This is a genomic window from Pseudomonas sp. GW456-12-10-14-LB2 (assembly GCF_002884345.1).
Lineage (GTDB): Bacteria > Pseudomonadota > Gammaproteobacteria > Pseudomonadales > Pseudomonadaceae > Aquipseudomonas > Aquipseudomonas paraglycinae.
On the sequence record NZ_POHV01000027.1, the window covers coordinates 25,523 to 49,796 of the forward strand.

General features: G+C 59.0%; 29 protein-coding genes and 3 tRNA genes. 18 read left to right on the forward strand and 14 right to left on the reverse strand.

All coding sequences use genetic code 11. From position 1 onward, the window contains the following. Positions 1-16 precede the first annotated feature (16 nt). Positions 17-856, reverse strand: a complete 840-nt coding sequence (gene galU, locus C1X29_RS18905) for a UTP--glucose-1-phosphate uridylyltransferase GalU (RefSeq protein WP_007912230.1) — start codon at positions 854-856, stop codon at positions 17-19. Positions 857-1,103: 247 nt separating this feature from the next. Here galU and C1X29_RS18910 point away from each other — a divergent pair, with 247 nt between their 5' ends. Together C1X29_RS18910 and C1X29_RS18915 are read left to right on the forward strand one after the other, a co-directional pair. Beyond that, a complete protein-coding gene (locus tag C1X29_RS18910) occupies positions 1,104-1,292 on the forward strand; it encodes a hypothetical protein (protein WP_085745537.1) in 189 nt (62 codons plus the stop codon). A 141-nt stretch (positions 1,293-1,433) separates the two neighbouring features. Further along, positions 1,434-1,730, forward strand: coding sequence for a hypothetical protein (locus tag C1X29_RS18915; RefSeq protein WP_085745536.1), 297 nt, complete (start codon positions 1,434-1,436; stop codon positions 1,728-1,730). Positions 1,731-1,732: 2 nt separating this feature from the next. On the opposite strand, the gene C1X29_RS18920 is transcribed toward C1X29_RS18915, so the two are convergent. Together C1X29_RS18920 and C1X29_RS18925 are read right to left on the reverse strand one after the other, a co-directional pair. After that, positions 1,733-1,963, reverse strand: coding sequence for a hypothetical protein (locus tag C1X29_RS18920; RefSeq protein ID WP_011334337.1), 231 nt, complete (start codon positions 1,961-1,963; stop codon positions 1,733-1,735). Between the two features lie 72 nt (positions 1,964-2,035). Beyond that, positions 2,036-2,392, reverse strand: a complete 357-nt coding sequence (locus C1X29_RS18925; RefSeq protein ID WP_085745535.1) for a hypothetical protein — start codon at positions 2,390-2,392, stop codon at positions 2,036-2,038. Positions 2,393-2,603: 211 nt separating this feature from the next. Here C1X29_RS18925 and C1X29_RS18930 point away from each other — a divergent pair, with 211 nt between their 5' ends. From C1X29_RS18930 to ada, 5 genes are all read left to right on the forward strand, one after another. After that, the gene (locus C1X29_RS18930) at positions 2,604-2,906 is read left to right on the forward strand and encodes a DUF1883 domain-containing protein (RefSeq protein ID WP_007958929.1); all 303 of its coding nucleotides are present in this window, start codon (positions 2,604-2,606) and stop codon (positions 2,904-2,906) included. Positions 2,907-2,940: 34 nt separating this feature from the next. Beyond that, positions 2,941-3,111, forward strand: a complete 171-nt coding sequence (locus tag C1X29_RS29455) for a hypothetical protein (RefSeq protein WP_166673412.1) — start codon at positions 2,941-2,943, stop codon at positions 3,109-3,111. Positions 3,112-3,201: 90 nt separating this feature from the next. Beyond that, a complete protein-coding gene (locus C1X29_RS18935) occupies positions 3,202-3,915 on the forward strand; it encodes a 2OG-Fe(II) oxygenase (RefSeq protein WP_102718096.1) in 714 nt (237 codons plus the stop codon). 2 nt (positions 3,916-3,917) lie between these two features. Next, complete coding sequence (gene alkB / locus C1X29_RS18940) at positions 3,918-4,583, forward strand: DNA oxidative demethylase AlkB (protein ID WP_102718097.1); 666 nt, start codon at positions 3,918-3,920, stop codon at positions 4,581-4,583. An 88-nt stretch (positions 4,584-4,671) separates the two neighbouring features. Continuing rightward, positions 4,672-5,745, forward strand: a complete 1,074-nt coding sequence (gene ada / locus C1X29_RS18945; protein ID WP_102718098.1) for a bifunctional DNA-binding transcriptional regulator/O6-methylguanine-DNA methyltransferase Ada — start codon at positions 4,672-4,674, stop codon at positions 5,743-5,745. Here the strand turns inward: ada and C1X29_RS18950 are convergent, their stop codons facing one another. Further along, positions 5,746-6,729 (reverse strand): MDR family oxidoreductase, encoded by a 984-nt coding sequence (locus C1X29_RS18950; RefSeq protein WP_102718099.1) that lies wholly within the window; start codon positions 6,727-6,729, stop codon positions 5,746-5,748. A gap of 215 nt (positions 6,730-6,944) precedes the next feature. Here C1X29_RS18950 and C1X29_RS18955 point away from each other — a divergent pair, with 215 nt between their 5' ends. From C1X29_RS18955 to C1X29_RS18995, 9 genes are all read left to right on the forward strand, one after another. Then, on the forward strand, positions 6,945-8,006 hold the full coding sequence (locus C1X29_RS18955) for a nitronate monooxygenase family protein (RefSeq protein WP_102718100.1): 1,062 nt from the start codon (positions 6,945-6,947) through the stop codon (positions 8,004-8,006). Positions 8,007-8,179: 173 nt separating this feature from the next. Beyond that, complete coding sequence (gene modA, locus C1X29_RS18960; RefSeq protein ID WP_102688025.1) at positions 8,180-8,935, forward strand: molybdate ABC transporter substrate-binding protein; 756 nt, start codon at positions 8,180-8,182, stop codon at positions 8,933-8,935. Next, complete coding sequence (gene modB, locus C1X29_RS18965; RefSeq protein WP_102688024.1) at positions 8,936-9,616, forward strand: molybdate ABC transporter permease subunit; 681 nt, start codon at positions 8,936-8,938, stop codon at positions 9,614-9,616. Positions 9,617-9,619: 3 nt separating this feature from the next. Then, a complete protein-coding gene (gene modC / locus C1X29_RS18970; RefSeq protein WP_102718101.1) occupies positions 9,620-10,699 on the forward strand; it encodes a molybdenum ABC transporter ATP-binding protein in 1,080 nt (359 codons plus the stop codon). A gap of 73 nt (positions 10,700-10,772) precedes the next feature. After that, positions 10,773-11,810 carry a DNA topoisomerase IB gene (locus C1X29_RS18975; protein WP_085745527.1) on the forward strand — a complete coding sequence of 346 codons (1,038 nt, stop codon included), beginning with the start codon at positions 10,773-10,775 and terminating at the stop codon, positions 11,808-11,810. Between the two features lie 143 nt (positions 11,811-11,953). Beyond that, positions 11,954-13,579 (forward strand): ABC-F family ATP-binding cassette domain-containing protein, encoded by a 1,626-nt coding sequence (locus C1X29_RS18980; RefSeq protein WP_102718102.1) that lies wholly within the window; start codon positions 11,954-11,956, stop codon positions 13,577-13,579. 71 nt (positions 13,580-13,650) lie between these two features. Then, a complete protein-coding gene (locus C1X29_RS18985; protein ID WP_007958903.1) occupies positions 13,651-13,881 on the forward strand; it encodes a hypothetical protein in 231 nt (76 codons plus the stop codon). Positions 13,882-14,001: 120 nt separating this feature from the next. Further along, the gene (locus tag C1X29_RS18990) at positions 14,002-14,232 is read left to right on the forward strand and encodes a hypothetical protein (RefSeq protein ID WP_007958902.1); all 231 of its coding nucleotides are present in this window, start codon (positions 14,002-14,004) and stop codon (positions 14,230-14,232) included. An 83-nt stretch (positions 14,233-14,315) separates the two neighbouring features. Beyond that, positions 14,316-14,600, forward strand: coding sequence for a hypothetical protein (locus C1X29_RS18995; RefSeq protein ID WP_102718103.1), 285 nt, complete (start codon positions 14,316-14,318; stop codon positions 14,598-14,600). Positions 14,601-14,687: 87 nt separating this feature from the next. Here the strand turns inward: C1X29_RS18995 and C1X29_RS19000 are convergent, their stop codons facing one another. The 9 genes from C1X29_RS19000 to C1X29_RS19040 all read right to left on the reverse strand — a co-directional run bounded on the left by C1X29_RS19000 (position 14,688) and on the right by C1X29_RS19040 (position 20,069). After that, the gene (locus C1X29_RS19000; protein ID WP_102718104.1) at positions 14,688-14,981 is read right to left on the reverse strand and encodes a hypothetical protein; all 294 of its coding nucleotides are present in this window, start codon (positions 14,979-14,981) and stop codon (positions 14,688-14,690) included. A 182-nt stretch (positions 14,982-15,163) separates the two neighbouring features. Beyond that, positions 15,164-15,598: a hypothetical protein gene (locus C1X29_RS19005; protein ID WP_102718105.1), complete on the reverse strand. Its 435-nt coding sequence runs from the start codon at positions 15,596-15,598 to the stop codon at positions 15,164-15,166. Positions 15,599-15,898: 300 nt separating this feature from the next. Beyond that, positions 15,899-15,985 (reverse strand) — tRNA-Leu (locus tag C1X29_RS19010). A gap of 195 nt (positions 15,986-16,180) precedes the next feature. Beyond that, positions 16,181-16,254 (reverse strand) — tRNA-Cys (locus C1X29_RS19015). Positions 16,255-16,301: 47 nt separating this feature from the next. Then, positions 16,302-16,377: transfer RNA gene (locus C1X29_RS19020), tRNA-Gly, on the reverse strand. A 60-nt stretch (positions 16,378-16,437) separates the two neighbouring features. Continuing rightward, entirely contained in the window at positions 16,438-16,998 is a 561-nt protein-coding gene (gene pgsA / locus C1X29_RS19025) for a CDP-diacylglycerol--glycerol-3-phosphate 3-phosphatidyltransferase (protein WP_085745522.1), read from the reverse strand. 32 nt (positions 16,999-17,030) lie between these two features. After that, complete coding sequence (uvrC, locus tag C1X29_RS19030) at positions 17,031-18,854, reverse strand: excinuclease ABC subunit UvrC (RefSeq protein WP_085745521.1); 1,824 nt, start codon at positions 18,852-18,854, stop codon at positions 17,031-17,033. A gap of 2 nt (positions 18,855-18,856) precedes the next feature. Beyond that, the gene (gene uvrY, locus C1X29_RS19035) at positions 18,857-19,498 is read right to left on the reverse strand and encodes a UvrY/SirA/GacA family response regulator transcription factor (RefSeq protein ID WP_032829778.1); all 642 of its coding nucleotides are present in this window, start codon (positions 19,496-19,498) and stop codon (positions 18,857-18,859) included. 127 nt (positions 19,499-19,625) lie between these two features. Then, positions 19,626-20,069 carry an N-acetyltransferase gene (locus C1X29_RS19040; protein ID WP_102686091.1) on the reverse strand — a complete coding sequence of 148 codons (444 nt, stop codon included), beginning with the start codon at positions 20,067-20,069 and terminating at the stop codon, positions 19,626-19,628. A gap of 649 nt (positions 20,070-20,718) precedes the next feature. Between C1X29_RS19040 and C1X29_RS19045 the strand changes: the two genes are divergently transcribed. Then, the gene (locus tag C1X29_RS19045) at positions 20,719-21,789 is read left to right on the forward strand and encodes a 3-deoxy-7-phosphoheptulonate synthase (RefSeq protein WP_102718106.1); all 1,071 of its coding nucleotides are present in this window, start codon (positions 20,719-20,721) and stop codon (positions 21,787-21,789) included. Positions 21,790-21,853: 64 nt separating this feature from the next. Here C1X29_RS19045 and C1X29_RS19050 read toward each other — a convergent pair whose 3' ends face one another. Beyond that, the gene (locus C1X29_RS19050; protein ID WP_102718107.1) at positions 21,854-22,972 is read right to left on the reverse strand and encodes a hypothetical protein; all 1,119 of its coding nucleotides are present in this window, start codon (positions 22,970-22,972) and stop codon (positions 21,854-21,856) included. A 337-nt stretch (positions 22,973-23,309) separates the two neighbouring features. Here C1X29_RS19050 and C1X29_RS19055 point away from each other — a divergent pair, with 337 nt between their 5' ends. Then, positions 23,310-24,179: a triacylglycerol lipase gene (locus C1X29_RS19055; protein ID WP_102686085.1), complete on the forward strand. Its 870-nt coding sequence runs from the start codon at positions 23,310-23,312 to the stop codon at positions 24,177-24,179. The last annotated feature ends 95 nt before the right edge of the window (positions 24,180-24,274 follow it).

Below are 24,274 nucleotides of genomic sequence, written 5' to 3' on the forward strand. Positions count from 1 at the left end.
GGCAGATCAGGCTTTATCAGTAAGCCTTGCCAGTCTTGTAGAAGTTCTCGAAGCAGAAGTTGGTTGCTTCGATGTAGCCTTCAGCACCACCGCAGTCGAAACGCTTGCCCTTGAACTTGTAGGCCATTACGCAGCCGTTCTGGGCTTGTTTCATCAGGGCGTCGGTGATCTGGATTTCACCGCCCTTGCCTGGCTCGGTCTGTTCGATCAGGTCGAAGATGTCCGGGGTCAGGATGTAGCGGCCGATGATCGCCAGGTTCGACGGCGCGTCTTCCGGCTTTGGCTTCTCGACCATGCTGTGTACGCGATAGATGTCGTCACGGATCATTTCGCCAGCGATCACGCCGTACTTGCTGGTTTCCTGCGGATCGACTTCCTGGATGGCAATGATCGAGCAGCGGAACTGCTTGTACAGCTTGACCATCTGGGTCAATACGCCGTCGCCTTCGAGGTTGACGCAAAGGTCGTCCGCCAGCACCACAGCGAACGGTTCGTCACCGATCAATGGGCGACCGGTCAGGATCGCGTGACCCAGGCCTTTCATTTCGGTCTGACGGGTGTAGGAAAACGAGCACTCGTCCAACAACTTGCGGATACCGACCAGGTATTTTTCCTTGTCGGTGCCCTTGATCTGGTTTTCCAGCTCGTAGCTGATGTCGAAGTGGTCTTCCAGGGCGCGCTTGCCACGGCCGGTCACGATGGAGATTTCAGTCAGACCAGCGTCCAGAGCTTCTTCGACGCCGTACTGGATCAGTGGCTTGTTTACCACCGGCAGCATTTCTTTGGGCATGGCCTTCGTCGCTGGGAGGAAGCGAGTACCGTAACCGGCTGCTGGGAACAAGCATTTCTTGATCATATAAGTCCTTGAAAGGGCTGTGTGTACGAGTTTCGGCGCAGTCTAATCAGGCGGCGTGCACCTTACAATGCCCCGCACTGGCTAACCGATGTCAACATAGAGAAATAATCTGGCGGATAGTTCAATCCGCACACGGAGGCTGCGCATTCAGCGTAGCCCAAATATGCCGCAACACCGCATCGACCTGCGCCCGTTCGCCGATTTACCGTTATCATGACGCCTTTGAACCAGCCAACGAGGCCGCTAGATGTCCGCAGCAAAAATCATCAATGGGTACACCGTCGCCAAGGCGAAAGATGGCCAGTGGCATATCACCGCCGCCAACGGCGAAGATGTGTCCGGTCCGTTGCCCACTGAAGCGATGGCGATTGAAGTGGCCGCGGTGCTTGATTACACGCCTCCTTCACCGAAGCGTCGCGGCAAGGATCAAGACTGATCGACGACTGCAAATCACGGCCCTGCCTTCGCGCAGGGCTTTTTTTTGGGCTTCGCACAAAGAACTGGCCAATCGCTATAACCTTTTCATGTCGGCGCTGTCATAGCGTCTAGCCCTCTCCCTCTCGAAGACGACATCGCCATGATCAACCGCCCCTGCATCAACTTCCTGCCCTTGATTGCGCTCGTGGCTCTGGCCGGTTGCGCTACCTCGCAGACCACCTACCTGAACAACGGCGAACAAGGGTTGAGCATCGACTGTTCCGGTGAAGCCAATTCCTGGGCCACCTGCTATGAAAAGGCTGACGCGTCCTGCGCCGGAACCGGATACCGCATCGTCGGGACCGACGGCACACCGGCGCCCAAGGAAGACGACAAGACACTGGGCGTCGACGTCGGCAACTACAAAAACCGCAGCGTGGTGGTCGTGTGTAAATAGCCTTACATATGAATTTCGGCGAACTTGATCCCCAGCCCGCGCACGACCTCGATCAGGTCGTCGAGCCGGTTGAAGGACTCGACTTCGTCGTTATCGTCGACCAGGAAGTAACTGCGGCCGGCGCTCTTCTTGAAAAACACAATCCACTCCCCCGGATTCGCCGGGTTCTGGATCACATGGGTCGCCGCAATGAGCCCTTCCTTGTGTCGCTCCCGCACCTGCTCTCTCTTCATTCACCTCTCCAGAAATGACAATGCCGCCACAGCAACGCTGTGACGGCATCAATGCTGACTGCTGACAGTCTATCAGCCGGAAATACAGGCCGTGGCGGCTTTGCGCACATCCCAGGGGCGCAGCGGCACATTGGACATTCGCTCATGCAGCTTGATGCTGCTGCCGCCGGAGCGATCCTCGATGTCAAATACCGCGGCCGGACCCGATCCCAGCTTGCCTGGAACGATGACCCGAACCTCATCCTTGTGTCGCTCGACCTGCAAGGCACCCCGGCTGTCGGACAGCTTTTCGGCCAGGCACTCAGCATATTCATGGGGTTTCTTGCCGGAAATGACGTTCATGGTTGGCAGCGTTTCATTGATTTCCGAAACGCTTGCGCAACCACCCATTGCCAATGCCAACGGCAGAATCACCACACCCCATTTCATACAAAACCTCCAATAAAGACCCTCCGACAGCACGAATGCCGTTTTTCTCCGAGGCTCACTGCATTTAACCCACATCAAATCGTGAATATCTGTTTTTAATTGTCAAAGCGGCGCCCGACGGCCGGATAATAACCCGTCCGGGCTGATAAACTGCGCCAATCGACAATGCTATCGTTTTGATTTTGTAGAAAAAGCCCTTCTGGAGGCGCCCATGAAATTCATTCACCAGCGCGAGCACCTCAACGAAGACGACATCGTCGTCATCCAATGCTCGCAAACCTGCAACATCCGCTTGATGAACGACGCCAACTTCCGCAGCTTCAAAAATGGCGGCCGTCACACCTATCACGGCGGCGCTTTCGACACGTTCCCGGCCCGTATCACCGCGCCGAGCACCGGTTTCTGGAACATCACCATCGACACCGTCAACCGCCGCGCGATCAGCGTGACTCGCAAACCGACCTTGACGCACTCGATCAAGATCATTCGCCGCTCGAGCTCCAAACTCAGCTGAGCGGTTCCGCCAACGCAGACAGGTAAGCATCAACGTGGCCCAAACGACCAAATACGTGATCAAGTACAAACTCAACGGTGAGCGCCGTTTCGAGTTCGCCCAGCTGGAAAATGGCACGCCGGAAGAAGCCAAAGCTGCACTGGATGCTCTGCACGGCCAGAGCGACGATGTGATCAGCGACATCCGCGTCAGCAAGGCCCTGTAAGACCCGGACGAAATTCGACCGCAAGCGGCGGAGTGTTGCGGCCGGGTGGACGACCCAGACTGATACCTGAATGTACGCCAAGGAATCAGCATGTCACCCTCACCCGCCTCCCCGCTCGATGCGCTCGACTGGATCGCCCTGGAGCAGCAACTGGATCAGGACGGTTGTGCTGTCATCCGCACGCTGCTGCGCCCGGACACCTGTGATCGGTTGAGTGCGCTTTACCCGCACAGCGAACCGTTTCGGTCCCAGGTCATCATGGCTCGCCACGGTTTCGGGCGCGGGGAATACAAATACCTGCGCTATCCGCTTCCGCCCGCTGTGGAACGCCTACGCAGCGCGCTTTACCCGCGACTCGTGCCACTGGCCAACCGCTGGCATAAGCGAATGGGTCTGCCGGAACGTTTTCCAGAGCGACACAGCGAGTTTCTCGAGCGCTGCCATGCCGCCGGTCAACTGCGGCCTACCCCGCTCTTGCTGCAATACGGTCCGCAGGACTACAACTGTCTGCATCAGGATCTGTACGGCGAACATGTCTTTCCGCTACAAGTGGCGATTCTTCTGTCAGCACCCGGGGCTGATTTCACCGGTGGCGAATTCGTCATGACCGAGCAACGTCCGAGAATGCAGTCGCGCCCACTCGTGATGGACCTGAGAAAAGGCGATGCGCTGATCTTTGCCGTCAACCAGCGCCCGGTCAAAGGCGTGCGCGGCGACTATCGGGTGACCATGCGCCACGGTGTCAGCCGACTGCACAGCGGAACACGGCATACTCTGGGCATTATCTTCCACGACGCGACCTGACGATCATGCAAACCACCTTTGATCTGTTCGCCGACACAGAATCCGAGCAACCCCGGCGCGCCGAACAGATCGGCGAGCAGTCCTGGGTGCTGCGCGGGTTTGCCCTGCCGCAAATCGAGCAATTGTTGCCGGCCCTGGAATCGATCATCGCCTGCGCCCCGTTGCGCCACATGATGACGCCCGGGGGCTTCAGCATGTCGGTGGCCACCAGCAGTTGCGGCGCACTGGGCTGGATCACCGATCGGAGCGGCTACCGCTATTCATCCGAAGATCCCGTGAGCCACCAACCCTGGCCAGCCATGCCCGAAGTGTTTCGCGAGCTGGCCCAGGCCGCAGCGAAACGCGCCGGATTTGCCGACTTCATGCCGGATTCCTGCCTGATCAATCGTTATGTCCCAGGCGCGAAGATGTCGTTGCATCAGGACAAAGACGAAAATGCCTACGACGCGCCGATCGTTTCTTTGTCATTGGGCTTGCCGGCAACGTTCCTGTTTGGCGGTTTCGCACGCGGCGACAGGAGCCAGAAAATCTCACTGCTGCACGGCGACATGGTGATCTGGGGCGGCGTAGACCGGCTGCGCTATCACGGCATCCTGCCGATCAAGCCTGGCCGGCACCCGCGCCTGGGAGAACAACGCTTCAACCTCACGTTTCGCACCGCCGGATAATCCTGCAAAGTTTGACCGCAAGGGTCGGAGTGTTCCGGCCGGTGGCACTGGTTAACCTGAAATTCAACAGGTCAACGGACTCTCCATCATGAAAACGCTTTCCACCTCGCTGAACACTGAAGACGATCCACGCTGGGCCGCTGTCGTCGCACGCGACCCTCGGGCGGACGGCCAGTTTGTCTATGCCGTGAAAACCACCGGCATCTATTGCCGCCCCAGCAGCCTGGCGCGCTTGCCGAAACCGCAGAACGTCGAGTTCTTCGATACCGCCGAGGACGCCGAAGCCGCGGGCTATCGCCCCAGCAAACGGGCGAGCAAGGATCAGACCGAAGTCGCCGCGCAGCATACCGCCACTGTCGCGGCAGCCTGTCGCCAGATCGAGGCTTCGGACAGCCTGCCGGCGCTCAACGATCTTGCCGAAACCGCCGGTCTGAGCGCCTTTCACTTTCATCGTGTCTTCAAGGCCGCAACCGGCCTGACGCCAAAGGGCTATGCCGCCGCGCATCGCTCGCGCCGGGTTCGTCAGCGTCTGGCCGACGGCGGCTCGGTGACCGAAGCGCTGTATGACGCCGGCTTCAATTCCAACAGCCGTTTCTACGAGGCGGCCGATCAGGTGCTGGGCATGAAACCCGGCGACTTCCGGGCTGCCGGCCAGAACAACGACATCCGCTTCGCTGTCGGCCAGTGCTCGCTCGGCGCCATTCTGGTGGCACAGAGCGAGCGCGGAATCTGCGCGATTCTGCTGGGGGACGATCCGCACCAATTGGTGTGCGACCTGCAGGACCAGTTTCGCCGGGCCAACCTGATCGGCGCCGACACCGAGTTCGAACAACTGATCGCGCGCGTCGTCGGCTTCATCGAAGCGCCTGCCATCGGCCTGGATTTGCCGCTGGATGTGCGCGGCACGGCGTTTCAGGAACGGGTGTGGCAGGCACTGCGCGAAATACCGGTCGGCAGCACCGCCAGCTATGCGGACATCGCCTTGCGTATCGGCTCACCCAAAGCCGTACGCGCAGTGGCCCAGGCTTGCGGCGCCAACAGCCTGGCGGTAGCGATCCCCTGTCATCGCGTTGTGCGCAGTGACGGCAATCTGTCGGGCTACCGCTGGGGCGTGGAGCGCAAGCGCGAATTGCTCGAGCGTGAAGGCAAACCACAACAGTAATCAGCGATTCACATCAACTACAACTCGCCCCCGGAGTTGCCCCGCCAGCAACTTCGGTGCCGCGTCGATAGCTTCGCCGAGGCCGATTTCATGACTGATCAGCGGCAACAGGGTAAAATCCAGATCCTTCGCCAAGCGATCCCAAGCCTCGATGCGGCGCGCCTTGGGTTGGGTCACGCTGTTGATCCCGGCCAGCGTCACGCCACGCAGAATGAACGGCGCCACGGATGCCGGAAAATCCATGCCCTGAGCCAGACCGCACGCAGCCACGGTGCCTTCGGCCCGGGTACTGGCACAGGCATTGGCCAGCGTGTGGCTGCCGACCGAATCGATAACGCCCGCCCAGCGCTCCCTGGCCAGCGGCTTGCCGGGTTCGGACAGGGTGGCGCGATCAATGATTTCGTCGGCGCCCAGTTGTTTCAGGTATTCGTGTTCCGACACCCGACCGGTCGAAGCGACCACGCGGTAGCCAAGCTTGCTCAGCAATGCGATGGCAAAACTGCCGACGCCGCCGTTGGCACCGGTCACCAGCACTTCGCCCTGTTGCGGTGTCACGCCGTTGCGCTCCAGCGCCATGACGCACAGCATCGCCGTATAACCCGCCGTGCCGATGGCCATGGCTTGCGCGGCGGTGAATGCCTTGGGCAGAGGAATCAGCCAGTCACCGTTCAATCGCGCTTTTTGCGCCAAGCCGCCCCAGTGGCTTTCACCGACGCCCCAGCCATTGAGCAGCACCGCATCGCCAACCTTGTAGTCGGGGTGCGAGCTGACTTCGACGGTGCCCGCCAGATCGATCCCCGGCACCATCGGAAACTTGCGCACCACCGGGCTGCTGCCGGTGATCGCCAGGCCGTCCTTGAAGTTCAGCGTGCTGTACGCGACGTGAACCGTCACATCGCCCTCCGGCAACTGCTCGTCGTTGATCTCGTGCAGGTTGGCGCGATAACCGCTGTCGTCTTTGTCGATCAAAATGCCTTTGAACATGACTGCCTCTCGCGGGTGGAATTCAGGATGTCGAGGGTTTGGAATAGCACACTGAAACATTTTGCCCTACTCGACCTTTAGCCAATCGGGCCCGAACGCCGAGCCAGCGCCGGCTGTTCAAGCTACAAATCTGTGCTGGTCATGGGGGGTGGCTTTGCGTTAAAAAACCGGCTGCTACCGTCCCTGCCCTGTTTCGTCGTCGGAGAAGCTATTCCATGAGCCAATGGCCTGATACCCGCATTCTTGACCTGTTCGGTATCGAACTGCCGATCATCCAGGGCCCCATGGCCGGAGCCACTAATTCATCCATGGTCATCGCAGCGTGCAACGCCGGTGGCCTGGGTTCGATGCCGGCCGCGATGCTGACCATCGAGCAACTGCGCGAAGAGCTGAAGACCATTCGCCAGGGCACGAACAAGCCGTTCAACGTCAACTTCTTCTGCCATCAACCGCCGGCCGCCGATGAGCAAAAGGCCCGTGACTGGAAAAACCTGCTGGAACCTTACTATCGCGAACTGGGTGTCGATTTCGATGCACCGACGCCGGTATCCAACCGCGCGCCCTTCGATGCGGCCGCCTGCGAAGTGCTGGAAGAATTTCGCCCTGAAGTGGTGAGCTTCCACTTCGGCCTGCCGGAAAAAACCTTGCTGGATCGGGTCAAGGCCACCGGTGCGAAAATCATCTCGTCGGCGACCACGGTCGATGAGGCGATCTGGCTGGAGCAGAACGGTTGCGACGCGATCATCGCCATGGGTTACGAGGCCGGCGGCCATCGCGGGATGTTCCTCAGCGCTGACCTGAGCAGTCAGGTCGGTACGTTTGCGCTGGTGCCGCAAGTGGTCGACGCGGTGAGTGTGCCGGTGATCGCTGCCGGTGCGATTGCCGATGCGCGCGGCGTGGCTGCAGCGTTCCTGCTCGGAGCTTCGGCGGTCCAGGTCGGCACGGCGTATCTGTTTACCCCGGAAGCGAAAGTCAGTGCCTCTCACCACAAAGCTTTGCGCACCGCCAAGGAAAGCGAGACAGCGGTGACCAATCTGTTTACCGGGCGCCCGGCGCGGGGGATTCTCAATCGGGTGATGCGCGAGCTGGGCCCGATGTCGGACAAGGCCCCCGCCTTTCCGCTGGCCGGCGGTGCCTTGATGCCGTTGCGCGCGAAGGGTGAAGCCGAATTCAGTAACCTTTGGGCCGGCCAGGCCTTCACACTTGGTAAGGACCTCGGCACCGCCGAACTGACCCGGCAACTGGCGGAAGGCGCACTGGCGAAACTGACGCGATGATGAACCCGAACGGGTGAGGAGCGTGGCGCTCTCACCCGGTTTAAAAGCAGTGCTTCCCGTTTGGCGGCATTTCGCTATATATTTCCCTATATAGCGTTTCACTCCCTCGCATCGGCGCAGTCTTCCTTCCAATAACAACTGCCCACTGCACTTGCCACCCACGGAGCCGTTACATGATCAATCGTGCCTCACGTTTTGCCCCTGCCCTGCTCGCGGTATTCGCCATCGGCGCCGCGCAGGCCGACGAAGTGCAGGTCGCTGTCGCGGCCAACTTCACCGCGCCGATCCAGGCGATTGCCGCCGATTTCGAAAAAGACACCGGGCACAAACTGGTCGCTGCGTACGGCGCCACCGGCCAGTTCTACACCCAGATCAAAAACGGCGCGCCGTTCGAAGTATTCCTTTCGGCGGACGACACCACCCCTGAAAAACTCGAAAAAGAAGGCGACACCGTCAAGGGTTCGCGCTTCACCTACGCCATCGGCACCCTGGCGCTGTGGTCGGCCAAGGAAGGTTACGTCGATGCCAAAGGCGACGTCCTGAAGAAAAACGAGTACCAGCACTTGTCCATCGCCAACCCGAAAGCCGCCCCTTATGGTCTGGCAGCCACCCAGGTGCTGGAAAAACTGAAACTCACTGAAGCCACCAAAGCCAAAATCGTCGAAGGCCAGAACATCACCCAGGCCTACCAGTTTGTGTCCACCGGCAACGCCGAGCTGGGTTTCGTCGCCCTGTCGCAGATCTACAAGGACGGCAAGGTCAGCAGCGGTTCGGCGTGGATCGTTCCGGCGAGCATGCACGACCCGATCAAGCAAGACGCAGTGATCCTCAACAAAGGCAAAGACAACGCCGCTGCCAAGGCGCTGGTTGATTACCTCAAAGGCCCGAAAGCCGCTGCGGTCATCAAGTCCTACGGTTATCAGCTGTAAATGTCGCTGACGAGTGCCGATTTCGCGGCGATCTGGCTGACCCTGAAACTGGCGTCCCTGACCACCGCGATCCTGCTGGTCGTCGGCACGCCGATCGCCCTGTGGTTGTCGCGCAGCCGTTCCTGGCTGCGCGGCCCCATCGGCGCGATCGTCGCGCTGCCGTTGGTGCTACCTCCTACGGTCATCGGTTTCTATCTGTTGCTGGCGCTCGGCCCAAACGGGTTCATTGGCCAGTTCACCCACTGGCTGGGGCTTGGCACCTTGACCTTCAGCTTCACCGGCCTGGTGATCGGTTCGGTGCTCTATTCCATGCCGTTCGTGGTGCAGCCGTTGCAAAACGCCTTCTCCGCGATCGGCACTCGTCCTCTGGAAGTGGCCGCGACCTTGCGCGCCAATCCCTGGGACACTTTTTTCAGCGTGATTCTGCCCCTGGCCCGCCCCGGTTTCATCACTGCAGCAATCCTCGGCTTCGCCCACACCGTCGGCGAATTCGGTGTGGTGCTGATGATCGGCGGGAATATTCCTGACAAGACCCGGGTGGTTTCCGTACAAATCTACGACCACGTCGAAGCCATGGAGTACGCGCAGGCGCACTGGCTGGCCGGGGCGATGCTGGTGTTTTCGTTTCTGGTGTTGCTGGCGCTGTATTCCAGCCGCAAGACCCGCGCGGGCTGGAGCTGATCGATGATTGATGCACGTCTGAAACTGGCTTGGTCGGGCTTCAGCCTCGATGTCGATCTGCAGATGCCCGGTCGCGGTGTGACGGCGCTGTTCGGTCAGTCCGGCTCGGGCAAGACCACATGCCTGCGCTGCATCGCCGGGCTCGAACGCGCGCCACAGGCCTTTATCCGCATCAATGACGAGGTCTGGCAGGACAGCGAGAAAGGCATTTTCGTGCCGCCGCACAAACGCGCGCTCGGCTATGTCTTTCAGGAAGCCAGCCTGTTTCCGCATCTGTCGGTGCTGGCCAATCTGCAATTCGGCCTCAAGCGCATTGCCAAGGCACAGCGCCGGGTCGACATGACCCAAGCCACAGAACTGCTAGGGATCGGCCACTTGCTCGATCGTCATCCGCAGCGCTTGTCCGGCGGTGAGCGTCAGCGTGTCGGCATCGCTCGCGCGCTGTTGACGAGCCCCAGACTGCTGCTGATGGACGAGCCTTTGGCGGCCCTCGACAGTCAGCGCAAAAGCGAAATCCTGCCCTACCTGCAACGCCTGCACGACGAACTGGAAATCCCGGTGTTGTATGTCAGCCACGCTCAGGACGAAGTGGCCAGGCTCGCCGATCATCTGGTGCTGCTCAGCGACGGCAAAGCGCTGGCCAGCGGTCCGATTGGCGAAACCCTGGCGCGGCTCGACCTGCCCCTGGCCATGGACAACGACGCCGGCGTGATCATTGAAGGCCAGGTCAGCGGCTACGATGCCGACTATCAATTGCTCGCCCTGCAACTGCCGGACTCGTCACTGAATTTCCGCGTGACCCACGCGCCGATGACGACGGGCCAGAAACTGCGCTGCAAGGTTCACGCGCGAGACATCAGCCTGACCCTGCAAAACAGTGAGTTCAGCAGCATCCTCAATCGCCTGCCGGTCACGGTCGTCAGCGAACAACCGGCCGACAACGCCGCGCACGTGCTCATTCGCCTCGATGCCGGCGGGACACCGTTGCTGGCGCGCATCACTCGCTACTCGCGGGATCAGCTTGGCGTGCATCCGGGCCAGTCATTGTGGGCCCAGATCAAGGCCGTCGCGGTGTTGGCGTAAATCCGCGGGCACGACCGTCATGGCGTGCGGTCAATGGCTTTAACAGCCTGATTTGACGCGAAGGAAGTCCGCCATGCCCGATACTGCGCTCACCGAAGTGTTGCCTTCGGATCTGCATTACGTCGATGACACACAGCCCGGTATCACCCGAAAAAAACTGCGCGGAAAATTCGCCTATTTCGACCCCGCAGGCCAGCGCATCACCGATCCTGACGAGATCAAACGCATCAACGCACTGGCTGTTCCGCCGGCCTACGTCGACGTGTGGATCTGCGCCGACCCGCGCGGCCATCTGCAAGCCACCGGCCGGGACGCACGTGGGCGCAAGCAATATCGCTATCACGCTCGCTGGCGCGAAGTGCGCGACGCGGACAAGTATTCGCGTCTGCGTGAGTTCGGTCTGGCGCTGCCCAAACTGCGCAAACAGCTGGAGGCGCTGCTGGCCTCGCCGGGCTTCAGCCGCGACAAAGTCATGGCGACGGTCATCACGCTGCTCGACGCCACGCTGATCCGCGTCGGCAACACGCAATACGCGCGGGACAATCGCTCCTACGGCCTGACAACCCTGCGCAGCCGGCATGTCGAGGTCAACGGCAGCGCGATCCTGTTCCAGTTCCGCGGCAAGAGCGGCATCGAACATCAGATCACGGTGAAGGACCGGCGACTGGCGCGGATCATCAAGCGCTGCCTGGAAATTCCCGGGCAGAACCTGTTTCAGTATCTGGATGAAAATGGCGAGCGGCATACCGTCAGCTCTTCTGACGTCAACACCTACCTGCAAACCCTGACCGGCGCGGATTTCACCGCCAAGGACTACCGAACCTGGGCCGGCAGCGCCCTCGCTTTGGCGGTTCTGCGGGAGCTGCAATGGGAATCCGAGACCGAGGCCAAGCGGCATGTGGTCGAGATGGTGAAGGGTGTCGCGCGGCAACTGGGCAACACGCCGGCGGTCTGTCGCAAGTGCTACATCCACCCGGCGGTGGTCGAGCATTTCATGCTCGGCGCCTTGGCCGAGCTGCCGAAGCCGCGCATCCGCAAAGGCCTGCGCAAGGAAGAAGTCGCATTGGCGCTATTCCTTGAGCGGATGGTCGAGCAGGCAGGCACGCCTTGAAGCCTTCGGCCGTCTCGACTAGGCTACGCCCTCCTACCTCCCCGGGACGACCGCAGAAGTGAACAACTAAGCCTTCAAAAATGTAATCGCGACACGCCATTCATGGCGCGTGTCAGTGTTCACGACATTTTCTGGAGGTGCCGATGACTCACGTCTCGCGTACGCCTGCTCTCGTCTCCCTGAATCAACTGGGTTTTCAGTTCGCCAATGGCGAGACGATTTTCACTGCACTCAATTTGAAATTCGATCACACCCCGACCGCCATCGTCGGGCGCAATGGCGTTGGCAAAAGCGTACTGGCGCGCCTGATCGCCGGAGAATGGCAACCCACCAGCGGCAGCGTGACGCGCGCCGTGGCGACAACCTACGTGGCGCAGAGCTTTGTCGCTGCACCCGGCGAGACGGTCGCCGAGTCCACCGGCAGCGCCGCGATTCTTCAGGCTCTGGGCCGAATGAACCGGGGCTGCGGATCAGTCGAGGATTTCGATCTCATTGGCGAACAATGGGATCTGGCGGACCGTCTGCGCCGCCTGCTCGATGACGCCGGCCTGACCGAAGTCGCCTTCACCGACGAGACCGGAAACCTCAGTGGTGGCCAGCAAGCGCGCATCGCACTGATTGGCGCGTTTTTGAGTCAGGCTCCGCTGCTGGTTCTCGATGAGCCGACCAACCATCTGGATGCACCAGGACGACAATGGCTGATGAACTTACTGGAACGCTGGCACACTGGTTTGATCGTCGTCAGCCATGATCGGCAGCTGCTCGACCGGATGCTGCGGATTGTCGAGTTGAGCGCGTCGGGGGCTATCGAATTCGGTGGCAATTACTCGGCATTCCGCGAGCATCAGCGGATCCATCAAGCCGCGGCGCAGGCACGCCTCGACCACGCCAGAAGCGAACGCCAGCGAGAGCGGATTCGGCTACGGCGCGAACACGACACGATACAGCGCCACGCCGCCAACTCGCGGCGCAACGCCGAAACCGCCAACATTGCCAGTTTCGAATACGTGGCGATCAAGGGCGCCGCGCGAGAGATCATGGGGCATGTCCGTCAGGGTCATCAGGCCCGCAAGTCAGAGCTCGATGCCCAGGTGCGCGAGGCTTACGCCAAGGTGCAACCCGAGGACAGCGTGCTGATCAACCTGCCCGGGAGCGCGGTGCCGAACAACCGTCAGATCTGCACGCTGATCGACGCTCGGCTGCCCTGGCTGTCAAACGGCGCACTGAGCCTTACGATCCACGGCCCGATGCGCATCGCTGTCAGCGGTCCCAACGGCTGTGGCAAATCAACCCTGTTGAAAGCGCTCGCCGGGGAACTGACACCCGTCGATGGAACCGCCACGACTCACGTGCCCTTCGCATTCCTGGATCAGCAACTGGCGCAACTGGACGATCAGCGTTCCATCACCGAACAGCTGATGATGCAAGGGGCTGCGCTGACCGAGGGCACCCTGCGCAGCTATCTCGCACACTTGCAGCTGGATGCAAGCCGCGCCACGGCTCCCTGCGTTTCGTTGAGCGGTGGCGAGCGCCTGAAAGCCGCACTGGCGCTGGCCTTGTGGCGAACGGATCCTGCGCAGCTGTTGCTGCTGGATGAGCCGACCAACCATCTGGATCTGCCGTCGGTGGAAGCGTTCGAACGGGCGTTGCAGTCATTTCCGGGTGCCATTGTCGCCGTTTCCCACGATCAGGACTTCCTCGAGGCGTTGAATCCGACTCACCATCTGCGCTGGCACCCATTAGGCTGGCAACTGCACCCGACGAACTGACTTGGCTATTTTTTGCACGATTGCTCAGGGCTTCTATAGTTGATCTGGTACGAATCAGCCGCGGTGACGCCATGGAAGACATATTCGTCGTGAAGCGCTGCAACAAGATCGTCATCCACGGCCGGCGCGCCGGAGAGACTCTCCATGAGCCCGCAGAAGCCCTGGGCTGGTATCGCATCTGCGACACGCGAACCGGCGGTTTCATCGGCGATGGCTACGATCGGGAAGAAGACGCCCGCAAGGAATGTCATCGGCTCAACGCCGCCAGCTCGCGAGTGACCGCCCCCGAGTCGTCGGGCTGATAGCTGTCATTTACGGGTCTATACTCAAACCAGCTGAAGGAGCAGCGCCCCAACGGCAGAAAGCTCGCCCTTCGCGGGCTTTTTGCTGCCACCGAGCGGATTAATGAACGGAGGTGTTCCATGTCCGAAAGAGAGTCCATCACCACTCTCCTCACCTTGCTCGATGCCCGCGAAGCACGCCTCGCCGCGGCCTGCAAAGAGATCGCCGACTGGGTCGACCATCAAGGCGGGCACCCCACCGCCCTGCGCATCCGCGACCGGCTGAACGATATCGAAAAGGATACCCCGCTGATTCGCAGCACCCTGTCATCGCTCAAACCGATCGACCGGCCGTTGCCACGCTTCAGGTAGGCCATCGATTCACGGTGCGCGAATAAAGAACGTCCTTGGTCGTGAGAGGTCAATACCTTTACACGTCACCAAGGAGACGTCTTATGGTCATTCATTTCAAAGTCGACGGGCACCTGGCCTGCGGGCACAAGGGCAACAACCTCTCCGCCAGCCGCGAACTCAATCGTGTGAAGTGCCGCAGCTGCCGCAATACCGACGCATACAAGGATGCGCGCAAAGACCAGCGCAATGCGGCGCGGCGCGCGGCTCGCCATTCCAGGGCTGCACACTCCGCGTCCGACTGGCGTTCGGAGTGGATCGAGCGGTTGACCGCGATGGCCGGACTTCAGCGCTTGCCTAGAGGGTTTACTGGGCAAACTTTTGTCTGAGCAAAAAAATGGGCCGATTAAATCGGCCCATTTTTTTTGTTTGCTCAACGCCCCGCTGATCATTGCTTATTAATGGAACAACGCGAATTACTTTGTTTCCTTCACCTGACAAACCCCATTGGCTTTGTTCTTGCCCGTGTAAGAAACATCAGGTGAGCCGTCGGGCATGATCGTCAGCGAGATGGTCACGCCACTGCCTTTGGCTTCGAAGGCGTTATCGTTGAATTTCTTCAGTTTCCCTTCTTTACCGTTGATATAGATCGGGCCGCCCTTGTCAGCATGGACCTCGATATTGCCCGGGCATGTTGCGTTCAACAGCGGGATGCCGGCTTGAGCAAAGCTTGAAGACATCAGCAAAACGCTCAATAGCAGTCGCTTCATCATCATTGTCCTGTGTTCGGTTGAGCCAGAAAGAAACACTAGCTCACTTCGCTCGCAATGACCGAAAAGTACACCTGGGATAGGAAAGGGAAAAAGGTGGTGGCTTTTCAAAACAGCGTTCAGACAAGAATCATGCGCATAAAAAGCCCGGCTCGGTGGCCGGGTTTTGGATGTTTTCAAACTCAGTATCGTTCTAACTGCCTTGTCTCGGTCTTGTTACACCGGATGCACGAAAGCGTTTTATGCGTATCGTTACGGGAGACCTCAGTCATGTAGTGGTCCTCCTTCTTCACCTGAGTGAAGCCGCATCTGATGCATTTTTCCTTCACCTTGCAAAAATCATCCGTGCCCATCTCGACGAAATCTTCATGCTTCACCTTTGAATCTTCGTGGTCGCAATGTACGCAGTTGCGAATCATCGTACAGGTATGATGGTTCTTGTAGGTAAACTCACCAAACTCATGCTTGTGCTTGGTCAAATGCTCAAAACAGTCAGGGCATGTTTTTTCCAGCAAACACGCCGGGCCACTAACAGCCTTGACATAGTCTCCGGCGTGAATGCCGACTCCGCATTTAGCTCTGAGAGCCAGCTCCTTGACCTTGTCGAAAAATCCCATTTTTTCCTCCGGCGTATTGTTCTTAACACCACTATGTCGTCTGCAAAGCTGAAATCTTTAATACAAACCCCGATGCTAGGCCGAGTTAAAGAAAGCCGTGCGCGTTTCGCGATACTTGTGCGCTATGGAAAACAAGGAGCAGCTCGGGCACACCACCGCAGTGATGACGGAGAATGACACCCGGAAAGGATCGGCAAGAAAGTCACCCCGACCAAGTGAGTTGCGGAGCAGGCTCCAAAATTGCGGAGCGCAAATGATAAGGGCCTGCATGAGAAATCTCACGCAAGCCCTTGATATTCATGGTGCCCGAAGCCGGAATCGAACCGGCACGCCCTTACGAGCGGGGGATTTTAAGTCCCATGCGTCTACCAGTTTCGCCATTCGGGCGGTAGCGCGGTGTTGCTTGGTTCTGATGACGATTCACAGTCCTGACAGGAACTGCATGTCGGCGGCAGAGGGGGAAATATATACATCACTTCCCGGTGAAGCAAGTTTGCAGTTGCCGTTTCAAAGACTAAATCTTTCAGTGCAACGCAAATAAAAAAGCTCCGTAAATCATGGATCTACGGAGCTTGTTTATAGTGGAGGCCGAGGTCGGAATCGAACCGGCGTAGGCGGATTTGCAATCCGCTGCATAACCATTTTGCTACTCGGCCTCAAAACATTTGCTGTCAGTAGCGCAACAACAAACGTTGTACAAACTTGGAGCGGGAAACGAGACTCGAACTCGCGACCCCGACCTTGGCAAGGTCGTGCTCTACCAACTGAGCTATTCCCGCTTGGTGTGGCGCATTCTATAGATTCCAGATGCCCCGTCAACCCTTTGATTCAAAAAAGTTTTATTTCTTTTCAACATCGGTCTTCAGATGTGGCCAGGCAGCGCGGAGGTATTGAACCATCGACCACAGGGTCAGGCCTGCAGAGACCATCAGCAACGCATAACCGACCAGAACCCAAAAGCTGAAATCTTTTGGATTGGCCAGCAGGATCACCAGCGCGAGCATCTGTGCAGCAGTTTTCCACTTGCCCAGATTCGACACGGCCACATGGGCCCGCGCACCAAGCTCGGCCATCCACTCACGCAATGCCGAAACTACGATCTCGCGACCGATGATGACAGCCGCCGGAAGTGTGAGCCAAAGATTGCCGTGTTCTTGCACCAGTAGCACCAGGGCAACGGCAACCATCAGTTTGTCAGCGACAGGATCCAGAAACGCACCAAACGGCGTGCTCTGCTCCAGGCGTCGCGCGAGATAGCCGTCCAGCCAGTCCGTTGCCGCCGCAAAGGCGAAAACCGAACTTGAGGCCAGATAGCTCCATTGGTAAGGCAGATAGAACAACAGAATGAAGATCGGGATGAGCAGGACGCGGAGAACGGTAATCAGATTAGGGATATTCATCGGCACAACTGGCTACGAGGTGAATGGGCATTCTACTCACTATGCAGGTTTGCATAAATCGACTCTGCTAGCTTTTTGCTGATCCCCGGTGCTTTGGCGATCTCTTCGATGCTTGCACGAGACAGCTCCTGCAATCCACCAAAATGTTTCAACAAGTCCCGACGCCGGGTTGGCCCGACGCCTGCTACGCCTTCGAGCGTTGACGTGCGGCGGGTCTTGCCGCGGCGTGCGCGGTGGCCAGTGATTGCAAAGCGATGGGCTTCGTCACGAATCTGCTGGATCAGATGCAGCGCCGGCGAATCACCCCGCAAGGTGAACTCGTGCGCCGCATCATTCAGATACAAAGTCTCGAATCCCGCCTTGCGCGTGGCACCCTTGGCGACCCCCAGCAAGATCAGATCCGGGACAGCCAGCTCGTTGAGCACATCACGCGCCATCGACAGCTGCCCCTTGCCGCCGTCCACCAACAGGATGTCCGGCAATTTGCCCTCGCCTTCCTTCAACTTGCTGAAGCGTCGGGTCAGGGCCTGATGCATGGCGGCATAATCGTCGCCGGCGGTCACGCCTTCTATGTTGTACCGACGGTAATCCGATTTGATCGCCCCCTCCGGGCCGAACACCACGCAGGAGGCCACCGTGGCTTCACCGCTGGAGTGGCTGATGTCATAGCACTCCAGCCGTTGCGGCGGCTCGTCGAGGTTCAACACTTCTGCCAATGCCTCGAAACGCGCGGCAACGTGCTGACGGTTGGCCAGCCGGGCGCCCAGCGCCTGTTCGGCATTGGTCACAGCCAGTTGCTGCCAGCGCGCCCGTGTGCCGCGTACCCGATGGCTGATAGTCAGCTCACGTCCGCGCAGCGCCTGAATGGCCTCGATCAGCGCAGGGAAGTCTTCGTGCACGACGTTGACGATCAGTTCGCTCGGCAAATCGCGTTCAGGGCTGCTGATGAAGTATTGCCCGAGGAAAGCGGCCATGACCTCGGCCACTTCTTCTTCAATCCCGACTTGTGGGAAGAAGTTCTTGCTGCCAAGCACCCGCCCTCCCCGCACGCTGATCAGGTGGACACAGGCACCGCCCGGATTGACGAACGCAGCGATCACATCGATGTCGCCGGTACCGCCCTCCATGCTCTGTTGATCCTGCACCCGACGCAGCAAGGCAATCTGGTCGCGCAGTTCGGCGGCGCGTTCGAATTCGAGGTTGATTGCTGCCTCTTCCATCGCCGTCGACAGCTCATTGGTCAACGCATGACTGCGCCCTTCGAGGAACATCACCGAGTGACGCACGTCCTCGGCGTAAACCTCAGGCTCGACCAATCCGACGCAGGGCGCCTTGCAACGCTTGATCTGATATTGCAGGCACGGCCGGGTCCGGTTCTTGTAGTAGCTGTCCTCGCACTGACGCACGAAGAACGTTTTCTGCAGAAGACTGAGACTTTCGCGAATCGCCCCGGCACTCGGATAGGGACCGAAATACTTGCCCTTGGCCTTTTTAGCCCCGCGATGAATGCTCAGGCGCGGGAATTGCCCGTCAGACAAAAAGACATAGGGATAGGATTTATCGTCGCGCAGCAGGATGTTGTACGGCGGCCGCCACTCCTTGATCAGGGTTTGCTCAAGCAGCAACGCCTCTGTTTCGTTGGACGTGATGGTGGTTTCGACCTGGGCGATACGCCCGACCAGTGCCGCGGTTTTCGGCGCCAGGCCTGTCTTGCGAAAGTAACTGGCCAGACGTTTCTTGAGGTTCTTCGCCTTGCCGACGTACAGCAGACGCGCATCGCTGTCGAACATGCGGTACACGCCGGGGCGCCCACTGACGGTCGAAAGAAAGGCGCCCGAATCGAATGCTTCAGTCATGGTCAGAGGCTGGCATCAACCATGCCGTGTCGAACCGCCAACAGCGTCAGTTCGACATCGCTGCTGATCGAGAGCTTCTCGAAAATGCGGTAGCGGTAGGTGTTAACGGTTTTCGGCGAAAGGCACAATTTGTCGGAAATGATCTGAACCTTCTGACAGCCGACAATCATCAGCGCAATCTGGATTTCCCGTTCAGACAACGCATCGAACGGTGAATCGTTGGTCGGCTGAAAGGATTTGATTGCCAGTTGCTGGGCAATTTGCGGGCTGATGTAGCGCTGGCCGGCAAATACCAGGCGAATGGCCTGAACCATTTCCGGCAATCCGGCGCCCTTGGTCAGATACCCCGCCGCACCGGCCTGCAACAACCGTGTGGGAAACGGATCTTCCTCGCACACAGTGACCGCGACCACTTTGATGTCGGGATGACTTCGCAACAGTTTGCGCGTGGCTTCGAGACCGCCGATGCCTGGCATCTTGACGTCCATCAGCACCACGTCGGGCTTCAACTCACGAGCCTTGATGAGGGATTCTTCCCCGGACTCGGCCTGGCCTACCACCTGCAGGCCATCGATATCGGCCAGCATCCGTGTAATGCCTGTACGAACGAGATCATGGTCGTCGACCACTAGCACCCTAATCAAGCAGACACCTCGCGATATGGTCTTATTGGGATGCCGGACACCTTAGCAAAAAGTGCCGGGCAGACCTAGCGGCAAGCAACATATAAAAAGTTTCAACTTTTCATCGAGAGCTTGCCAGCCGTGGGTTTCAGAGCACAGGTGTACTGAAATCGAGCTGCATTCGCAGGAAACACTCGTCCTCGCCCTGCACAATCATTCCTTTTCTTCGATACAGGTTTTGCGCCGGATTATTTTTGAACACTGTCAGGCGCAAGGCCGGGCGACTCTCACGCCGAGCCATCGCAACAACCTGATCGATCGCCCAGGATCCCGCGCCCTGGCCTTGAGCGCTTTCGACGATCTGCAATTCTCGGATGTACACAGCCCGCGCATCTCGACTCAGACTGAAATACCCCGTCAATTCGCCATCACGAAGGATCAACCAGCTTTCGCGGCCAGCCCAAGCGACATCAAACGCCTCGTCCTGCCACAGCAAGTCATAGTGAATGTAGTAGCGGAGCATGTTTCGGCAAGTCAGCTCTCGTACAAACGACAGGTCGGCGGACGTTGCCTGGCGCAACTCAAAACTCATTCCTGCCTCGATCTTAGTCAAGTTCATGCACCTTCCTTGAGCGCAAGTTCAGAAAGCAGAGTGTGTCACACCTTTGCAGGCGCTCAACCCATAGAGGCCCTCTTACGCGTTCAATAGCATTTTCTGATTGCTGACGCGCAGCAGCCTCTAGTAAGCTCGGCGCATTCTTTGGAGACAGTTCATGTTCAACGCCCTTTCACAGCTTCGTACTGCCAGCGCCTCGCGTTCGGTTGCGGCTGCCCGGGCGAATGGCGTCTGCGCTGCTCCTGCAAGCTTTTATTTTGGGTATTGGTTTAGCCACTGGCGCGCCTGATACCCAACCGGCGCCCATTTGAACGGGTCGCCTACCAGAGATTTCTCAACCCCCGGTCGGCCTCCCGACCGGGGGTTTTGTTTTTTCAGGCCCTAATTTTTTCAGCAACACACCAGACACTTTGAGGATTCAACCAATGAACTACGCCACTTATTACCGTTACGACAGTTTTACCGCCTGGCGATTTACCAGCCTCCGCTCGGGACAGCCTGCCGCCTCCGATCGGTCACCCATAGGTGGCAAGCCAACACACGTAGCCAATCCGGCCAATTGTCGAACACCCCAGTAGGGCCGAGTGAGCGGGAAGCACCCGCCGTCCGCCCAGGAAGACCGAATATGAACTCGTCCGTTTCTGCTCTGCCACTGCCCACCCTTAACCCTGCCAACGAAGCATTGACCCTGCGTCTGCCGAGTTCGCTGCAACTCAAACAGCAATTGCCCCTGAGCAGTGCGCTGAACCAGCAAGTCGTCGCCCACCGCCAGGCGGTCCGCGCGATTCTCGATGGCCATGACCCGCGTTTGCTGGTAGTCGTCGGCCCCTGCTCGATTCACGACCCCGAGTCCGCGCTTGAATACGCCAGCAAACTTTCGCGCCTGGCCGAAGAAGTCCGTGATGACATGCTGCTCGTGATGCGTGCCTACGTCGAAAAACCTCGCACCACCGTCGGCTGGAAAGGCCTTGCCTATGACCCTCATCTGAATGGTAGCGACGATATGGCTGCCGGCCTCACGCTGTCGCGCGAACTGATGCTGGAAATGATCCGCCTCGGGCTCCCGATTGCCACCGAACTGCTGCAGCCCATGGCTGCCGGGTACTTCGATGACTTGCTGAGCTGGGTCGCCATTGGCGCCCGCACGACCGAGTCACAGATCCACCGGGAAATGGCCAGCGGACTGAGCATGCCGGTCGGCTTCAAAAACGGCACCGATGGCGGTGTGACCGTCGCCGTTGACGCAATGCGTTCGGCAGCCCATGCCCATCGCCATTTCGGCGTAGACAGCCAGGGCCACCCGGCAATCATCCAGACCCCGGGCAACCCGGACACCCACCTGGTGCTGCGTGGAGGTCACCAAGGGCCGAACTACGACCGCGAAAGCGTTGCCGTCATCAACACCGAGTTGAACCGCCTGAAGATCCCGAGCCGGATTATGGTCGATTGTAGCCATGCCAACAGTGGCAAGGACCCGCTCCGCCAGCCGGGCGTGTTCAACGATGTGCTGGAGCAGCGACTGCAAGGTAACCGCTCGTTGATCGGCATGATGCTCGAGTCGCACCTGTTCGAGGGATGCCAGCCCCTGAGCGAGTCGCTTCGTTATGGCGTTTCGGTGACCGATGGCTGCCTCGGGTTCGATGCAACAGAACGCTTGTTGCTGGATGCCGCGCAACGCATTCGACAACAGTCCTGACAGCCAAGCCGCCCTCCGGTGTGTCATTCACCCGGAGGGCCAGCCGATGCTCAATGTCGACACATCAACCCTTTACTCGCAGCAGTTTCACACCGGACATTTGACTCACATCATCAAGCCTCTCGACCGAATAGGACACTTGCACAAGGGTGTCCACATGTTCGCGCCAGAATCGATACGGCACGATGAAAACCAACGGCTGCATCGCCATTCCGTTGATTATTTCGCGATCATCGCGGTGGAAAAATGACTCACCGTCGCATTTGAGATAAACCAGCTCACCCTCTTCCACCCGTGCATCGCTGATCAGCACACTCACGCCGTCGATTGCATCCTCCACGTTGAGCACTCCGTCATCGGCTTCGAGTACCTGGGGCGCCGCCAATACACCTCTTTCAAGAGGAGCGATGCTGATTCGAGTCTCACCTGATTCTCGAATCGCGCCGCTCTGCTGTTCAACACAGTATCGGACCACCACCTCCCCGCCGAGATGCGGCGTGATGAATTCGGGCGCGATCCCCAGCACCAGAGGCCGACCGACAGCAAAGGACTCGACGATCAGCGTGTCTCGAAGTGATGCTCCCTGCACGGCCCCCTCCCAGATCAACCGCACCCGGTCGCCAGCACTCATACCCGCATAAGGCTGAAGCGTGACCGATGTCCCATCGATCACACGTGCGGGGTCGAGGCTGCCCCCAACGGCATCCTCGAGAGTGGCCGGCAGCAGGCTGCACCGAACGTCTCCGACATCCAGTTGCCTGCGCAAGGAAATCACTGGTTCCGGCCGCGCGGCACTGGTCAATGTCCAGAACATCTCCAGCGAACCTCCGTCCAGCGCTGCCACGTGTGCGCCCCGGACGACCAGAACGATCGCCCTTCCCAGTTGGGCTTCGCTGATAAATCGCGGTATTTCATGGTGATAAGGCAGACCCTCGATATCGTGGCCACGCCAGCTCAACACGATCCGGTCCCCGCATGCCATACCCGGATAGGGGGCAATCCGCACGACAACCCGGCTCAGTGAGGGATCAAGGACAGCACCTTCCAACGAATCGATTGAGGGTACGGGCAGTGATAGAGACTGCTCGCGTGCATGACAATGCTCGAACGCCCCGACTCTTTCAGCATCCATCCCATTGGCTCGCTCCCGCGAAGCTGTTGCCTGTGCATCCGTCATGTTCATTAGCTGCTCCATTCCCTGGAAGTGACACGCTGCCGAAGAGCAGCGTGAAAGAGCCTCTATTTAACGCGCTTCATCGATCACCCGATGTCAGCCCCACACCCGGCGGGACAGGGTTAACTGCACTGAAGCGGGTAGGCAAAAAAAGGAAAAACACGCTGGATAAGGCGAGAACCCTCCAAATATTCAGAACGGGACCTCATTCAAAAGTGAAATTTCATACACACACTGATCCAGATTCCAACGCATTAGGAGGACTCTTCAGGCATCGCAAGTGCAGCGACTGTTTTAGAGTGGCACGCAGACAACTTCGATGAATCTCTGCGATCAAGGACGAAAAATGCAACGAAATGCAACGACTCTTTATCCCGTTCTGCTGGTGCATGGTCTGTTCGGATTCGAGCGCATCGGCCCTTTCGAACTGTTCCATGACGTCAAACAGGCACTCAAGGCTGCCGGAGTACAGGTATTCGTGCCGCACTTGTCGGCCGTCCATGACAACGAAATGCGAGGCGAGCAACTGTTATCGCAAATCGAATGTGTGCTAAGAGGCACAGGTGCCACCAAAGTCAACCTGATCGGGCACAGCCAGGGTGCACTGTCTGCTCGATATGCTGCAGCGCTTGCCCCAAACAAGGTCGCGTCCGTGACTTCGGTCAGCGGCCCCAACCATGGCTCGGAGCTGGCAGACTTCCTGCGCAAGGCGTTGATCCCCGGACGACTGCCGGAGGCCGTTGCCCAGAACGTCGCCACGCTGTTTGCCGACTTTCTGTCATTGGTCAGCGGGCAAGAAAAACTGCCTCGCAATGCGCTGGCTGCACTCAACGCGCTGACGACAGAGGGCGTTGGCAAATTCAATGACAAATACCCGCAGGGCCTTCCCGAAACCTGGGGTGGCCAGGGTGCCGAGCGGGTCGATGGCGTTCGCTATTATTCGTGGAGTGGCGTTGTGCCGGAATTGACCGTGCAGTCCCTCGACCCGGTGCAAGGCATCTGCCTGGCCCTGTCGGAATATTTCATTACAGAACCCGCGCAGAACGACGGTTTTGTCGGCCGTTTCAGCTCTCACCTCGGCACCGTGATCCGCTCCGATTATCCGCTCGACCATTTGCGCAGCCTGCGTCGGGGCATCGGCCAGCGCACCACAGAAAACGATCCCGTCGAGCTCTACATCGAACACGCCCTGCGCCTGCAAGCAGCTAATCTCTAGGGGCCGGTATCAGACGAGCGAATGGAACTTTGGCGAGAAATAGGCCACTGAATCCGGTAGGCTCCCCCTTTTACTGATTTGATTGGAGAGTTTCC

What these genes read in the sequence shown, in the direction of transcription:
- galU (WP_007912230.1), bottom strand. Translation starts at nt 856, where the DNA reads ATGATCAAGAAATGCTTGTTCCCAGCAGCCGGTTACGGTACTCGCTTC.
- C1X29_RS18910 (WP_085745537.1), top strand. Translation starts at nt 1,104, where the DNA reads ATGTCCGCAGCAAAAATCATCAATGGGTACACCGTCGCCAAGGCGAAA.
- C1X29_RS18915 (WP_085745536.1), top strand. Translation starts at nt 1,434, where the DNA reads ATGATCAACCGCCCCTGCATCAACTTCCTGCCCTTGATTGCGCTCGTG.
- C1X29_RS18920 (WP_011334337.1), bottom strand. Translation starts at nt 1,963, where the DNA reads ATGAAGAGAGAGCAGGTGCGGGAGCGACACAAGGAAGGGCTCATTGCG.
- C1X29_RS18925 (WP_085745535.1), bottom strand. Translation starts at nt 2,392, where the DNA reads ATGAAATGGGGTGTGGTGATTCTGCCGTTGGCATTGGCAATGGGTGGT.
- C1X29_RS18930 (WP_007958929.1), top strand. Translation starts at nt 2,604, where the DNA reads ATGAAATTCATTCACCAGCGCGAGCACCTCAACGAAGACGACATCGTC.
- C1X29_RS18935 (WP_102718096.1), top strand. Translation starts at nt 3,202, where the DNA reads ATGTCACCCTCACCCGCCTCCCCGCTCGATGCGCTCGACTGGATCGCC.
- ada (WP_102718098.1), top strand. Translation starts at nt 4,672, where the DNA reads ATGAAAACGCTTTCCACCTCGCTGAACACTGAAGACGATCCACGCTGG.
- C1X29_RS18950 (WP_102718099.1), bottom strand. Translation starts at nt 6,729, where the DNA reads ATGTTCAAAGGCATTTTGATCGACAAAGACGACAGCGGTTATCGCGCC.
- C1X29_RS18955 (WP_102718100.1), top strand. Translation starts at nt 6,945, where the DNA reads ATGAGCCAATGGCCTGATACCCGCATTCTTGACCTGTTCGGTATCGAA.
- modA (WP_102688025.1), top strand. Translation starts at nt 8,180, where the DNA reads ATGATCAATCGTGCCTCACGTTTTGCCCCTGCCCTGCTCGCGGTATTC.
- modB (WP_102688024.1), top strand. Translation starts at nt 8,936, where the DNA reads ATGTCGCTGACGAGTGCCGATTTCGCGGCGATCTGGCTGACCCTGAAA.
- modC (WP_102718101.1), top strand. Translation starts at nt 9,620, where the DNA reads ATGATTGATGCACGTCTGAAACTGGCTTGGTCGGGCTTCAGCCTCGAT.
- C1X29_RS18975 (WP_085745527.1), top strand. Translation starts at nt 10,773, where the DNA reads ATGCCCGATACTGCGCTCACCGAAGTGTTGCCTTCGGATCTGCATTAC.
- C1X29_RS18980 (WP_102718102.1), top strand. Translation starts at nt 11,954, where the DNA reads ATGACTCACGTCTCGCGTACGCCTGCTCTCGTCTCCCTGAATCAACTG.
- C1X29_RS18985 (WP_007958903.1), top strand. Translation starts at nt 13,651, where the DNA reads ATGGAAGACATATTCGTCGTGAAGCGCTGCAACAAGATCGTCATCCAC.
- C1X29_RS18990 (WP_007958902.1), top strand. Translation starts at nt 14,002, where the DNA reads ATGTCCGAAAGAGAGTCCATCACCACTCTCCTCACCTTGCTCGATGCC.
- C1X29_RS18995 (WP_102718103.1), top strand. Translation starts at nt 14,316, where the DNA reads ATGGTCATTCATTTCAAAGTCGACGGGCACCTGGCCTGCGGGCACAAG.
- C1X29_RS19000 (WP_102718104.1), bottom strand. Translation starts at nt 14,981, where the DNA reads ATGAAGCGACTGCTATTGAGCGTTTTGCTGATGTCTTCAAGCTTTGCT.
- C1X29_RS19005 (WP_102718105.1), bottom strand. Translation starts at nt 15,598, where the DNA reads ATGGGATTTTTCGACAAGGTCAAGGAGCTGGCTCTCAGAGCTAAATGC.
- pgsA (WP_085745522.1), bottom strand. Translation starts at nt 16,998, where the DNA reads ATGAATATCCCTAATCTGATTACCGTTCTCCGCGTCCTGCTCATCCCG.
- uvrC (WP_085745521.1), bottom strand. Translation starts at nt 18,854, where the DNA reads ATGACTGAAGCATTCGATTCGGGCGCCTTTCTTTCGACCGTCAGTGGG.
- C1X29_RS19040 (WP_102686091.1), bottom strand. Translation starts at nt 20,069, where the DNA reads ATGAGTTTTGAGTTGCGCCAGGCAACGTCCGCCGACCTGTCGTTTGTA.
- C1X29_RS19045 (WP_102718106.1), top strand. Translation starts at nt 20,719, where the DNA reads ATGAACTCGTCCGTTTCTGCTCTGCCACTGCCCACCCTTAACCCTGCC.
- C1X29_RS19050 (WP_102718107.1), bottom strand. Translation starts at nt 22,972, where the DNA reads ATGAACATGACGGATGCACAGGCAACAGCTTCGCGGGAGCGAGCCAAT.
- C1X29_RS19055 (WP_102686085.1), top strand. Translation starts at nt 23,310, where the DNA reads ATGCAACGAAATGCAACGACTCTTTATCCCGTTCTGCTGGTGCATGGT.